This is a genomic window from Mesorhizobium sp. LNJC394B00, from assembly GCF_000502555.1.
Lineage (GTDB): Bacteria > Pseudomonadota > Alphaproteobacteria > Rhizobiales > Rhizobiaceae > Mesorhizobium.
Map to the genome: position 1 here is coordinate 193,841 of NZ_AYWH01000004.1, position 12,830 is coordinate 206,670.

10 protein-coding genes are annotated in these 12,830 nt (G+C 62.0%); 5 read left to right on the top strand and 5 right to left on the bottom strand.

Translation table 11 applies throughout. From position 1 onward, the window contains the following. Positions 1-94 precede the first annotated feature (94 nt). Positions 95-919 (bottom strand): SIR2 family protein, encoded by an 825-nt coding sequence (locus tag X751_RS147125; protein ID WP_023745098.1) that lies wholly within the window; start codon positions 917-919, stop codon positions 95-97. Between the two features lie 914 nt (positions 920-1,833). On the opposite strand from X751_RS147125, the gene X751_RS1000000165740 reads away from it, so the two are divergent. Together X751_RS1000000165740 and X751_RS147120 are read left to right on the top strand one after the other, a co-directional pair. Beyond that, the gene (locus X751_RS1000000165740) at positions 1,834-2,004 is read left to right on the top strand and encodes a hypothetical protein (protein WP_023688540.1); all 171 of its coding nucleotides are present in this window, start codon (positions 1,834-1,836) and stop codon (positions 2,002-2,004) included. A 39-nt stretch (positions 2,005-2,043) separates the two neighbouring features. After that, positions 2,044-2,541 carry a hydrolase gene (locus X751_RS147120; protein ID WP_023730104.1) on the top strand — a complete coding sequence of 166 codons (498 nt, stop codon included), beginning with the start codon at positions 2,044-2,046 and terminating at the stop codon, positions 2,539-2,541. A 196-nt stretch (positions 2,542-2,737) separates the two neighbouring features. Here the strand turns inward: X751_RS147120 and X751_RS147115 are convergent, their stop codons facing one another. From X751_RS147115 to cphA, 3 genes are read right to left on the bottom strand one after another with little or no spacing between them, the layout of a single operon-like run. Then, the gene (locus X751_RS147115) at positions 2,738-3,562 is read right to left on the bottom strand and encodes a cyanophycinase (RefSeq protein WP_023688542.1); all 825 of its coding nucleotides are present in this window, start codon (positions 3,560-3,562) and stop codon (positions 2,738-2,740) included. Continuing rightward, the gene (locus tag X751_RS147110) at positions 3,559-4,458 is read right to left on the bottom strand and encodes an isoaspartyl peptidase/L-asparaginase family protein (RefSeq protein WP_023682456.1); all 900 of its coding nucleotides are present in this window, start codon (positions 4,456-4,458) and stop codon (positions 3,559-3,561) included. Before X751_RS147110 ends, X751_RS147115 begins: the two co-directional genes overlap by 4 nt. After that, positions 4,458-7,235 carry a cyanophycin synthetase gene (gene cphA, locus X751_RS147105; RefSeq protein WP_050586853.1) on the bottom strand — a complete coding sequence of 926 codons (2,778 nt, stop codon included), beginning with the start codon at positions 7,233-7,235 and terminating at the stop codon, positions 4,458-4,460. The genes X751_RS147110 and cphA overlap by 1 nt, the downstream gene beginning before the upstream one ends. 658 nt (positions 7,236-7,893) lie before the next feature. Here cphA and sdhD point away from each other — a divergent pair. Continuing rightward, positions 7,894-8,283, top strand: a complete 390-nt coding sequence (gene sdhD / locus X751_RS147100) for a succinate dehydrogenase, hydrophobic membrane anchor protein (protein ID WP_027050929.1) — start codon at positions 7,894-7,896, stop codon at positions 8,281-8,283. 103 nt (positions 8,284-8,386) lie between these two features. Here sdhD and ctaD read toward each other — a convergent pair whose 3' ends face one another. Further along, the gene (gene ctaD / locus X751_RS147095; RefSeq protein ID WP_023734368.1) at positions 8,387-10,045 is read right to left on the bottom strand and encodes a cytochrome c oxidase subunit I; all 1,659 of its coding nucleotides are present in this window, start codon (positions 10,043-10,045) and stop codon (positions 8,387-8,389) included. 311 nt (positions 10,046-10,356) lie between these two features. Here ctaD and X751_RS147090 point away from each other — a divergent pair, with 311 nt between their 5' ends. Then, the gene (locus tag X751_RS147090) at positions 10,357-11,184 is read left to right on the top strand and encodes a DUF2243 domain-containing protein (protein ID WP_023734367.1); all 828 of its coding nucleotides are present in this window, start codon (positions 10,357-10,359) and stop codon (positions 11,182-11,184) included. 30 nt (positions 11,185-11,214) lie between these two features. Further along, on the top strand, positions 11,215-12,591 hold the full coding sequence (locus X751_RS147085) for an NAD(P)/FAD-dependent oxidoreductase (RefSeq protein WP_023734366.1): 1,377 nt from the start codon (positions 11,215-11,217) through the stop codon (positions 12,589-12,591). The last annotated feature ends 239 nt before the right edge of the window (positions 12,592-12,830 follow it).

Genomic DNA, 12,830 nt, shown 5'->3' on the forward strand with positions numbered 1-12,830 from the left:
ACAGTCGCTGATCTGGTGCCTGTCGGCCACCGCCTGGTGCGTCGGTCACCGCGCACCTGAGAAAACCCAACTGCAGTCCACTGGGGAGCGCGCCTCAGGTCACCCCCACCGCTTCCACCAAACGCCTGAGGAAGTCCGTCAGACCGGCTTCAGGATCATCACCTGCGCCAACGAGCACCGAAATACCCCAGCGCCCAAGCACGGCCTCCTCCACAGGGTTGCGGCTGGGCATGAAGATGAACGAAGGGGGACGATCTTTCTCATATCCAGACCGGTGCCAGGTCTGCCAAAGCCGGTGCAACAGCAGCCGGATGTTTGGATCGGAGAGGCTATAGCCAATGAACAGGATCGTGCTGCCGAGAGCATCGGAGCGAAAGCGGACATCAAGGGGAGAATTGAAGGACAGGCGGTCAAGATAGTCGGTTTCGGTGAGGACAAGGGAAGAGTCCTCGTCAAAGTCGCCGTGAAATTTCACGATGTGCGTTACGCCTCGACGGGCCTGCGCAACGTGCCGTGCGTTGGCCACTTTCACGTACTCTAGACCGTGGATTTCAAAAGCGAGTTCCAGGTTCCGGTCATAGTTCGTCGTATAGATGACGGGAAAATCGAGCGTCACGATGAGTCGGTGCAATTCCGATTTCTCAATCCGTTCCTTGGCGACAGACCAGTTTCTGTCCATCCAACTGCGAAGTGGTCCGATACTGCCATGCTTGATCCGATAGTATTCGGCCAAGGTCTGAAAACGATCGCGTCGCGTGGAAAATTCATCGTCGACGCCGAGCTCCTTTGCCATTCGCTCGATGAGTTTCTCCCAAGACGGAAGTCCGACGCTGATCGATACCCCCGCCCCCACAAACAAAATTGCGCTGCGATGACGAATTGCATTGGCGAGCGAATCTATAGGATCATCATCGTTCATGGATAGGTCCTCCGAAGCCACTCGCGTGGGCCGGACCTAAGGTGCGTGCCCCGGTGCGGGGATCGTGGACGCGGCTCCCCAATTCGAGCCAGCGTGCTCCGCCCTCATCGACGAAATCGGGTCGACCACGCACCAGCCAGCCCAGAGGGGGCGGCCCTTGCAGTCCTGCCGAGCCGCTTGCCACCCGAACCGAGGTAGCGGCCGCGAGGACACTGGCTGTGAACTGGAACCGGCGGTGTTGCGGTTTACTGCCCACGTTGATTCAGTTCTGCGCCAGCCATATTGCGCAAAACTCTGTCGAGTTTCGCATTCACCAAGAGGTTGCGCCGCTTCGCGCCGATAAAGATGGCGAGAGAGTAAATCATTGTAAGAACAGAGATCATCGTCATTCCGGCCTAAACATCAGCGGCCGGAGATGTTCCATGCGCCCGGAAATATTCCAGTGCAGGTGTTTTTAAATCGCCGAAGCTACGCGCTCAATGCGCGGTTGGTTTCGTGTCCAGGGCGGACGAATTAGCGCAAGGCGGTATTCATCCTCCCACATCGGCGGCGGACTGAAGCGAAATGCTGGTTGTGTCCCCCAGAATTGCAATGAAACGCCGATGCTTTGCATGCGGCCCGGAACAAATGCTCGCTTGCACAGTTCGAGCCATGCAGCGGTCGACCCCCGCGCTGCAAGATCGGTAGCCCGATCGCCCGCGCCGGCCCCTCCCACGGCGCGGGCTTTCGTTTGAATTCACGCTGTCGGGGTTGGAGTCGCTCCGCCGTTGTCGCGAGCCGGCTGATATACGCGCTGTCCGGGGCTCGCGGGATGCCGGCGACATCGGCATTCGCGCAGTCCGGCAGGTCAGCCGATGCACGGGAACAACGCGGCACTGTGATGGTTTGGTGGCCTCGGAAGGTGGCAGAGAACGATGGGCAAAAAGCCCAAACAGCACGCAAAATCCACGGCGGATCGCGAAAAGGCGATCGAGGCGCTCTACTTCGCGCGCAAGTGCGGCCTTACGAAGGAAGAGGCACTCAAGATGCTCAGGGAAGCCCCGATCGGGATCGATGATGAAGCCGAAGAGCGCTCCGGCATTTAGACGCGATCGCCGGTCGCGCGTCGCAGCCGGCCGCGGCGCATGATCTTCTTCACTTCCGATACGCATTTCAACGATCCGCGCATTCTGCGCCTCGACCGGCGTCCCTTCGCCTCGTTGGTCGAGCATGACCAGGCGCTGGTTGCGTTTTGGAACGAAACGGTTGGCCCGAACGACGAGGTCTGGCACCTCGGCGATTTCGCCAAGGGTCCAGCCGAGACCGTGTCTTCACTGCTGTCGTCTCTTAACGGGTCCAAGCACCTGATAATTGGCAACAATGATGGCGCTGCCACCATTGGCGACCCGGCCTGGGCGAGCGTGCACCACTATATGGAGCTTCTTGTCGAGGGCAGCTTGCTGGTTCTGTGTCACTATCCTTTTCGCACCTGGAACCAGATCGGCAAGAGATCGGTAAACCTGCACGGTCATTCGCACGGTCGTCTGAAGCCGATGACGCGCCAGCATGATGTCGGCGTCGACGCATGGGGGTATCGTCCGGTAACCTTTGCTGCCATTCAGGCCAGTCGCCGGCGGGGTTAGCCCGGCAGAACGCCGGGCGAGCGAAGGTCTCAGCTTTGCGGGATTCGAGCCGACGAGAGGCCGTCTGTAATCCTGCCGGGCCTGCAACAACGCGACAATCCTGGTTGGGCGACTTCAAATAGGAGAACTGCTTCATATATGCGGTTTTCGCGGTACGCGGACCGCGCCACACCACCAGCTTGAGTGCGGCGAAGTCTTAAGGAATCCCCACCGGCCGTCGCAGCGCGAGATCGAACCCGTCGCCTGAGCTCAGCACGTGAACCCTAAGATCATGGATGGAAAGGGCGGCATCAGGCTCACCTTCCGCGATGTTGGAATGGGTCACGCCGGCTGCATCGACCAGATAGACAGCGCCGCTGCCGATGACCTTGAACATCTCGCCCTTCACCACGATCGCGGTGTCTTCATCGATGCCGATGCCGAGGACGCGCGGGTTCTGCGACACCGCCCCGATGAGCCGCCCAATGCGGCCCCGTTCCGCAAAGTGCTGGTCGATGATGACATTCGGCAGCAGGCCCAGTCCCGGCGCCATCCGAATGTGGCCGATCCGAAAGGACGCTGCGTTCGGCCCCTTCACCATCATTGTGTCGCTCATGACCGACGCGCCCGCGGAGGTGCCGGCAATGACGCCTCCGGCTTCATAGATTTCGTGCACCCGCTCGTCGATGGGCGTGTCGCCTATCTGGCTGGTGATGCGGAGCTGGTCGCCGCCGGAGAAGAACACCGCGCTCACGTCTGCAAGCGCACTTATTTTCTTTTCATGAGCTGCCTCGAGGCGGTCGTTGACGTAGAGCTCGATGACATCCTTGATGCCCAGCTCACCGAAGGACCTCTGATACTTCTCGAGATAGCCATCCGGCTCATGAGACGCGATGGTGGCAAGCACCAGGCGGCCGTTCGGAACCAGGCTCGCTACCTCCTTCAAGATGACACGATCGCCATCATGGTCCTCGTGGCCGCCGATGATGACGAGCGTTCCAGCTTTACCGTTCGAGGATCGTTTTTTCTTCTTGTCGGTCATTTGCCCACGTCTTTCTTGCGCAGGAAAACGTGCGGGTGGTTGTCCTCGCTGGTCATGAAAGCGACTGCGAACTCCCTGCTGTTATGCGCCCATCCAGACACGCCGGTCGCGGTAAGCACGATGGCTCCGGCTTCGCCGCCGATCGCCTCGACTTCCTTGAGCGCGGGATTCAGCACCTGCTCCAGGCCGCCTTCAGCCTGTCCCGAGGACAATGCCTGCCGCGCCGAGAGTGACTGCATGACACGGGCCGCGAGAGCCTTTCGCGCAATATGCTCACCGTCTCCCGAGAAGGCGACGGCTCCCAACCGGTTGTCGGCATAGTAGCCGCAACCGGGTTGCGGAGAATCCCCCACACGACCCGGAGCACTGCCGTCCAGTCCGCCGGTCGAAGTGCCCACGGCGATGTCCCCGTACTGATCCAGGGCAACCACACCGATCGTATCCTTCGCCTCCGACTTGCTGGAGGCGTCGCGCTGCTGCGGCGTGATCAAATCCGCCGGATCGCAAAGCTCCAGCTGCTTGTCGGCGGCGAAACGCCGGGCCCCCTCCGACGCCAGCAGGATCGGCTCCTCATGCAGCATTGCCTTCGCGACACTGATTGGATGGCGCACGCCCTTGATCACTGCGACGGCACCCACATTGAAGTCCCTGCCCTCCATCAGGCCAGCGCACATCTCGACCTCGCCGTCCGAATTGAGGGCACTTCCATATCCCGCATTGAACGTCGGGTCCGCCTCGAGGATGCGACCGGCCGCTTCCACGGCATCGACCGCCGTTCCGCCGCCGGCCAGGACGGCCCGACCTGCCTCGAGTGCCTCGATGCATCCGTTGCGATGCGCCTCCTCCTCTTGCGGATCGATCTCCTTGGCGCCGCCGTGCAGGATCAGCGACCACATCAGCCAGCCCTCAGATGGCGAATATGGGTCTGATCGGGCCCTCCCCTCGAAGGCGTCGCGCCTCCGAAGCCGGTTACCTGCCGCCACACGGCTTCAACGTCGTCGACGGTCAGCACGACAAGGTCGTTTTCCCGTGCAAGCCTGAGACACACGTCGACGGCCTCCTTCTCGGGACAGACGGCGTGAATGCGGCCTGGGGCGCAGCCGGCGTTCAAGGCACCTTCCCGCAGCAAGCCGGCGATCGCTCCGGGGGCTCGGCCGCGCAGCTCCTGCTCATCCTCCTTGAAGACGATGACGTCGAATATCCGCGAAGCGATCGCGCCCATCTCGCGTATGTCGCAATCGCGGCGGTCGCCCGGTATGGCGACCAGGCCGATCGTGCGCTGATAGCCGCGCCTCATGTGGGAAACGAGCTTTCCGAGCGCCTTCAGCCCCTCCGGATTGTGCGCATAGTCGACGATGGTGCGGAAACCATGTCCGTCGAAGACGTTGAGGCGACCGGGAGATTGCTCGAACGAGGTGCCAAACTCGGCCAGCGCCGCCCGGATCGTTGCCGCCGGAACGTCGTGGCAATGCGCCATGGCGACGGCTGCCAGGCTGTTGGCAACGTTGAATTCGGCCGAACCCTCGAAGGTCGCGGGAATTTCGTCGACGCTCATCAAGAACATCGATTCCCCATCCTCGTGGATGAAAATGTCCCAGCCGTCGCTGCTGGGCTCCCGCGTCACGGCGCGGCCGCCTTCCGCCAGGTGGCTGCGCAAGAAACCGGGCCACTCGCTCCTGCTCGCCAGCGAGAAGTAGCAGATCCTGCCGCCGGCATCGCGCGACATTGCGGACGTATGGACGTCGTCGGCATTGAGAATGCTCCATCCGCCGCGGCGGACGGACTCGACCACGACCGATTTCACCTCCGCCAGGTCCTCGATTGTGTCGATGCCCCTCAGCCCGAGATGATCGCCGTGGACGTTCAGCACCGCGCCAACATCGCATGCATCGAAGGCAAGCCCTTCGCGCAGGATGCCGCCGCGTGCACATTCCAGCACCGCGACATCGACACCCGGCTCGCGCAGCACGATCCTGGCGCTCTGCGGGCCTGAGCAATCGCCTGTGATGATTCGTTCGCCGTTCAGGTACACGCCGGTGGTCGAGGTGAGCCCGACGGTTGCGCCATTCGCCTGCAGGATGTGCGCCAGCATTCTGGCAGTGGTCGACTTGCCGTTGGTCCCGGTGATCGCGAAGATCGGAATCCGGCCGTCCTTGCCGCCTTTGAAGAGAAGATCGAGCACGGGCCGTGCGACGTTGCGGGCGCGCCCCGACGAGGGTTCGAGATGCATGCGAAAGCCAGGACCGGCATTCACCTCTATGATGCCGCCGCCGGTTTCGCTCACCGGCCGTGAGATGTCGGGACAGACGAAGTCGATCCCGGCAATGTCGAGGCCGACGATCTGTGCCGCCCGCCTGGCGATCAGCGCGTTTTCGGGATGGATTTCTTCCGTTCGGTCGATCGCGGTCCCACCGGTGGAGAGATTGGCGGTGGGCCGCAAGAGCACCATTTGACCCGGCGCTGGAACGCTCGCCAGGGTGAGCTGCGATTTTGACAGGAAATGCTCGACACATTCGTCGATCTCGATGCGGGTCAATACCGAGGAATGGCCCTCTCCCCTTCGTGGGTCGCGGTTCGTCTCCTCGACGAGCTCGGCGACAGAACTCCGGCCATCGCCGACCACATGGGCCGGAACCCTCTCGGCGAGCGCCACCACCTTTCCGCCGATCACCAGGATCCTGTGGTCCGAGCCGACGAAATGCTGCTCGACTATAACGCTACGGCTGTGTTCTCGCGCCTGTTCGAAGCCCCAGCGGACCTCGTCTTCTGTTGCCAGACCGATGTTGACGCCGCTTCCATGATTGCCATCGAGTGGTTTGGTGACCACGGGGTAGCCCAGCCGTGCTGCCGCCGCGACTGCGTCCTGCGCCGATCGCACCAGCTCCCCGCGTGGCACCGGCAGGCCGGCCTGTTGCAGCAGGAATTTGGTCAGGTCCTTGTCCGAGGCGATCTCGGTCGCAATCTCGGAAGTGAGGTCGCTGCAACTGGCGCGGATCCGCTTCTGATGCTTTCCGTGACCAAACAGCACGAGGCTGCTGTCGTCGATCCGCGCGGCGGGTATGCCCCGCCTCTCGGCCTCGCGCACCAAGGAAGCAGTCGTAGGCCCCAAGGCACGCTCGGCGGCCAGACGCTTGAGCTGCTGCAGCCTGGCTGCGAACTCGAATGGCCCCTGCGTTTCCGCAATGTCGCCGAGCCCCTCGACACCATGCAGATTGGCCGGCAGCAGGCTGTCCACCAGTTCGAGCGCGACGCGTCCGGCGAGCAGCCCGACAAGCTCATCCTTGTAGGCGAACATGACGTTATAAGTGCCGGGACTGCCTTTGACCGACCGTGTCTTTCCTCGTGTCACCCGGTGACCGAGCATGCTCTGCAGTTCCAGGGCGACATGCTCGACGACGTGGCCGAGCCAGGTTCCTTCCTGCATGCGGCGGACGAAGCCGCCGGCGGCGCCATAGCTGCAGCCATGGCCCGCAAGGCCGGGCAACAGTCGGACGATTTGTTCGGAAAACCCGGGCAGTTTGTCTGTCGGGAACGCCTCAAGGGCTCCGAGGTCGATCCGAATCTGGACCATTGGCGTCATACTATAGAGGTGCGGCCCGCGAAACACGCGGGCGTCCACGACGCGGATAGGGCGAAAACGCGAGGCGCCCCGATGAATTTCTTTGTCCGACATAGTCCGTTTCTCCTGACTAACTCCGCAACATCCGGAGGATCGGTTAGTTCCCGGCTCTTTCAGCCCAAATATTTTTGCAGGAGAGAGAAACAAAAGTGGCCGTTAACATATGTTGGCCCAAGAACACCCTCTGGTCATCTCGGCCACGTGCGGTCGCTGTTCTGAGGGCTACTTATCTCTCGGGACGAGGCGGGCCAGGCATTCGCTCGTTTTCACAAGCATTCGCCGGGCACATCGCGCCCGTTGAGCTAGTGCCCGGCTTTAGCTCATGGCGACCCATTGTGCGGGTCCAGCACTGAGGCATTAATCTTCAGCACGCCTTCGGCACCCGGGAACATTTCCAGACGCGTCAGGTTTGGAACCATCCTTGCACCGGAACTACAGCCATGCAGAGTCGAAAATCGGTGAAGGCCGCGCTCGTCAAGGAGATCGACGCGGTCCGCCTTCGTATCTCGCTGCTTGAAAGCGAGCTATGCAGAGATGGCAGACCCAGGCAAATTGGATGGCGTTCAGGATACGAACTGAACGCCCACAAAGCCCGCCTTGTTCGACTGGAGACCGTGCTTGCCCACTATCCGTCGGCACCGACGGCCCGGGCATCGAAACAGCAACAGCTTGAGTTGCGCGCAAGGCAACCAAGTAGTTTTGGGGAAACGCCATGGCTGACAGACCCTCAATCAGAACTCCGCTAGCTCGAGTGCGGGGCCTTGGATCGGCGAAACACGGAACCGAAACGTTCATGCTGGAGCGGCTGACATCTGCTGCCCTGTTGATCCTTGTCATTTACATCGTCGCGGTCGTTATAATGCTGGTCGGTGAGCCTCGAGACGCCGTCCTCAGCGTCGTAGGATCGATCTATGTCGCGCCAGCCCTTATTGGCTTCATTCTCGTAAGCTGCGTTCACATGCGGCTTGGAATGCAATCGATCATCGAAGATTACTGCCATGCCACCGTGCTCAAATCGCTTCTTCTGATCGCCAATTGGTTATTCTGCTGGGCAGTCGCGCTCGCAAGCTTGTTCGCTGTGCTGTTAATCAGCTTCAGATAGCGATCCGGTTCTCAGCTGCAGCCAACGTCTGCCACCAGCAGGCTGAAGTTCGCCTCAGCGGCGAACCGGGCTGGCTTGCGCAAAGGAGTTCGACAACCCGGCCTCATCTGATTTGCGGCAGCCTGTCCCATTGATGGAAAGGGGGTGGAGAGGTCAGCTCCCACTCCAATGTGGTAGCTCCTGGCCCCCATGGGTTCATGCCGGCGGCTCTTTGCCGGTAGAAAGCTTCCAAGATGCCGAAGAGGAAAATCACGACACTCGCGGCCGACAGGTACGATCCATACGAGGACACCATGTTCCAGCCGGCGAATGCGTCGGGATAGTCGACATAACGACGCGGCATGCCAGCCAATCCAAGGAAGTGATGGGGGAAGAAGACGAGGTTCACGCCGACGAAGGTCGTCCAGAAATGGACCCCAGCCAGAAGCGGGTTGTAGAGATATCCCGTCATTTTCGGAAACCAGTAATACCAGCCCGCGAAGATGCCGAAGATCGCTCCCAGTGAAAGTATGTAGTGGAAATGCGCGACGACGAAGTATGTGTCGTGCAGTTCACGGTCGAGGCCGGCATTTGCGAGTTGAACGCCCGTCACCCCGCCTACGGTGAACAGGAATATGAAGCCGAGGGCCCAGAGCATCGGCGTCCGCAGGCTGACCGAACCGCCCCACATGGTTGCAATCCAGGAGAACACTTTTATCCCGGTCGGCACTGCGATCACCATCGTGGCGAAGGTGAAGTAGCGCTGCGTGTCGAGGCCTATCCCGCTGGTGTACATATGGTGGGCCCAGACGACGAAGCCGATCACCCCGATCGCCACGATTGCGTAGACCATCCCGAGATACCCGAAGATCGGCTTTCGCGAGAAGGTCGAGATCACCTGGCTGACGATGCCGAACGCCGGCAGGATCATGATGTAGACTTCCGGGTGGCCGAAGAACCAGAAGAGATGCTGGTACAGCAGCGGGTCGCCTCCGCCGTCCGGCGCGAAGAACGTGGTTCCGAAATTGCGGTCGGTCAGGAGCATGGTGATGGCGCCGGCCAGCACCGGCAGAGCCAGCAGCAGCAGGAAGGCGGTGATGAGGATCGACCACACAAACAGGGGCATCTTGTGCAGGGTCATCCCCGGCGCGCGCATGTTGAAGATGGTGGTGATGAAATTGATGGCTCCCAGGATCGAAGAGGCGCCCGCGATGTGCAGAGACAGGATGACCAGATCCACGGCGGGACCGGGATGGCCGGAGGTCGACAGCGGCGGGTACAGGAACCAGCCGGTCCCAGGGCCATAGCCGCCGGGGACGCTGGGCATGAAGATCGACAATAAAAGCAGCATCAATGCCGGCGGCAGCAGCCAGAACGAGATGTTGTTCATGCGCGGGAAGGCCATGTCGGGGGCGCCGATCATGATCGGAACCATCCAGTTGGCGAAGCCGCCGATCAGGGCGGGCATCACAGTGTAGAAGATCATGATCAGCGCGTGGGCCGTGGTGAAGACGTTGTAAAGCTGCTTGCCGGCGTCGATCGCCGCGTCGCCCTGGTAACCGTAGATCATCGACGCCAGTCCGGGGAAAAACTGGATCCCGGGTTGCTGCAGCTCGATTCGCATGCTCACCGACAAGAGCATGCCGATCACCCCCGCGATGAAAGCGAAGACCAGATAGAGTGAGCCGATGTCCTTGTGGTTGGTCGAAAACAGCCATCGGGTGATGCCGGTCGGCTGGTGGCTGTCGAGACCGTCCGGATCTGCCGCCGTATATTCGTTCATGACCTTCTCCGCTTGAGCCGTCCGTCGCCAGCATCGAACCGTGCTGGAACTTGATTGTTCCCTCCACCGAACCGGCGGTAGGAACATTCCACGGAAGTCGCTGTTAGGTTCCGCGCGGCCGACCCTGCGCGGCTGAGGATCGACGTCCATGCTGGCGATAATTGCTGCGACCCTGGTTCTGACGACGGTGGTTGGTGGGCTGATATCCGCCTTCTGGCTCGAGGCGCGTCATGGTCTCCATGACCCCACGCCGCCGGACATGTCGGTGCCCAGGCAACTGAACGCCCCGGCCTGGAGCCGGTGGTCCTGACATGGACGCGATCACCGCGACACTCGACCCGAGGACGCGAGCCGGCTGGCTGCTGCTCGGCTTCGCGCTCGGCGGTTTCTTCGACGGCATCGTCCTGCATCAGATCCTGCAATGGCATCATCTTCTCTCGGGCGTCGCCGATCCGGCGGGTTCCGACCTGCGCTTCCAGATCATGGCCGACGGCCTCTTCCATCTTTTCATGTATGTGCTCGCCGTCGCCGGCACGGTGCTGCTGGTGGCCGCGAGGGCGGCCGGCGCGCGGCCCGGGACCACCACGGAGATCCTGCGGCTCGCCTTCGCCGGGTTCGGCGTCTGGCATGTCGTTGATGCCGTCGTGTTTCACTGGCTGCTGGGTCTGCACCGGATCAAGATGAACAGCGACTTGCCGCTCGCCTGGGATATTGCGTGGCTGGTCATCTTCGGCATCGTGCCGCTTGTGTTGGTGCTGGTGCTGCCCAACCGCGGCGGACCGGCACGCGGTGCTTCGGCAGCGCTTACCAGCATCGTCCTGCTCGCGGGATTGGCAGCCGGCGCCGGCCCGTTCTTCAACGGCGCCGCCAATTCCATCATCGTCTTTCGTGTCGGGATGGAACCGGCGGCGATGATGCGGGCCGTTGAAGTCGCCGACGCCCATCTCAAATGGGTCGACGCCAGCGGCACCATCTGGGCGGTCGACCGCGTCTCATGGCGCGGGTTGGTAGCCCTTCACGCGCGCGGCGCCTTGGTGGTCAGCACGACGCCTGTCATTGCCGGATGCCTTGCCTGGACCGATGCCGCCGGAGTGAGCAGTAGCTCCAGCCAGCAGCGTGGCACTCCTGCCAGGCTATGACTTCCGGACAGGGATAGGGGAGTATCAAGCATGCAATTCGCCACCGAGAGCAGCCACGGCCGGAGCCTGACACCGCGCATCGTCGTGGTCGGCGGAGGCTTTGCCGGTCTGGAGGTTGCCAAGGCGCTCGGCAAGGCGGAAATCGGGGTGACGATCATCGACCGCCACAATCACCACCTGTTCCAGCCCTTGCTCTATCAGGTTGCAACCGCCGCCTTGTCGGCGCCTGACATCGCCGAGCCAATCCGCAAGATCCTGGGCCGCTATCCCTCGGTTCAGGTCCTCTTCGGCGATGTCACCGAGATCGTCACCGAGGCCAGGATACTGGTGCTGGCCGATGGGACCACGGTCCCCTACGACATCCTGGTCTTGGCCACCGGTTCGCAGCCATTCTATTTCGGCCAGGAGAGCTGGGCTCGGGTTTGTCCCGGCTTGAAGACCATCGAGGACGCGCGCACGATCCGGTCACGGCTGCTGCTATCGTTCGAGCACGCGGAACGGACCACCAATCCAGTCGAGCAATCCCGGCTGATGACGATCGCCATTATCGGCGGCGGCCCGACGGGTGTCGAACTGGCGGGCTCGATCGCCGAACTCAGCCGGCACACACTGGCGCGCGACTTCCGCAACATCCGGCCCGAGAAGACAAGGATCATACTGGTAGAAGCCGGCGAGCGTCTGCTTGCCGGATTCGCCCCGGAGCTTTCCAGATATGCACGTATGCGCCTTGAAAGCCTGGGCGTCGAGGTCGCGCTCGGCAACCGGGTCGAGGCGATCGAAGCGCATCAGATCACCGTCGGCGGCCAGGTGATCCCGGTGGCCTTGACGCTCTGGGCCGCTGGGGTGGCGGCTTCTCCGCTGGTCGCCCAGCTCGGTGTCGGGCTCGACCGCGGCGGTCGGGTGAAGGTCGAATCCGACCTGCAGGTCGTCGGCCACCCCGATGTCTTCGCGCTTGGCGACGTCGCACTGGTCCTCGATGGGAACGGCCAGCCATTGCCAGGTCTTGCCCAGGTCGCCAAGCAGCAGGGCGAGCACCTCGGCATGGCACTGGCACGCCGGATAGATACTGGCGACACGCTGCCGGCTTTTGCCTTCAGCAATCGAGGCAACACGGCCATTGTCGGCCGCCACGCTGCCGTGTTCGAATCGGGCAGGCTGAAACTGAAAGGCTGGATCGCCTGGTCTGCCTGGGCGCTCATCCATGTCTACCTGCTCGTCGGTTTTCAGCACCGCGTTCAGGTCTCGATCCAGTGGCTCTGGCGCTACCTGACCTATGAGCGTGGCGCCCGGCTTATCGCCGAGGAACGAGTCGAACCGGGTTCAACATCGTCGCCGGGAGCGGTCCCGAGAGAGCCGCTGCCACCCAAGGCAGACCCTGCCCCGGCATTGCCCGCCCGCACTGACTAGATTGCCGGGTGCTCAGTTCGGAGACAGTGGCGATGCGGGCGTCAGCTCTGGATTCCGCCACGGCCCGTCGTCCCACGGCAGCCCGAACCTCGATAGTTGAGGCGGGTGGTTCCCAGCTTGTATCCGGTGCCGGCCTGATGGATCCGGATGGCACCAACGACGTTGCGTCCCTATATGAACAAATGAACACAGGCTCCTCGAAACGGGATCTGTTGAACCCCTCCTCTTCAGAGACAGCT

Excerpts from the sequence above, each read along its gene's own strand:
- X751_RS147090 (WP_023734367.1), top strand. The coding sequence starts at position 10,357 with ATGGACGCGATCACCGCGACACTCGACCCGAGGACGCGAGCCGGCTGG.
- X751_RS147085 (WP_023734366.1), top strand. The coding sequence starts at position 11,215 with ATGCAATTCGCCACCGAGAGCAGCCACGGCCGGAGCCTGACACCGCGC.
- cphA (WP_050586853.1), bottom strand. The coding sequence starts at position 7,235 with ATGTCGGACAAAGAAATTCATCGGGGCGCCTCGCGTTTTCGCCCTATC.
- X751_RS147115 (WP_023688542.1), bottom strand. The coding sequence starts at position 3,562 with ATGACCGACAAGAAGAAAAAACGATCCTCGAACGGTAAAGCTGGAACG.
- ctaD (WP_023734368.1), bottom strand. The coding sequence starts at position 10,045 with ATGAACGAATATACGGCGGCAGATCCGGACGGTCTCGACAGCCACCAG.
- X751_RS147125 (WP_023745098.1), bottom strand. The coding sequence starts at position 919 with ATGAACGATGATGATCCTATAGATTCGCTCGCCAATGCAATTCGTCAT.
- X751_RS147120 (WP_023730104.1), top strand. The coding sequence starts at position 2,044 with ATGATCTTCTTCACTTCCGATACGCATTTCAACGATCCGCGCATTCTG.
- sdhD (WP_027050929.1), top strand. The coding sequence starts at position 7,894 with ATGGCTGACAGACCCTCAATCAGAACTCCGCTAGCTCGAGTGCGGGGC.
- X751_RS1000000165740 (WP_023688540.1), top strand. The coding sequence starts at position 1,834 with ATGGGCAAAAAGCCCAAACAGCACGCAAAATCCACGGCGGATCGCGAA.
- X751_RS147110 (WP_023682456.1), bottom strand. The coding sequence starts at position 4,458 with ATGTGGTCGCTGATCCTGCACGGCGGCGCCAAGGAGATCGATCCGCAA.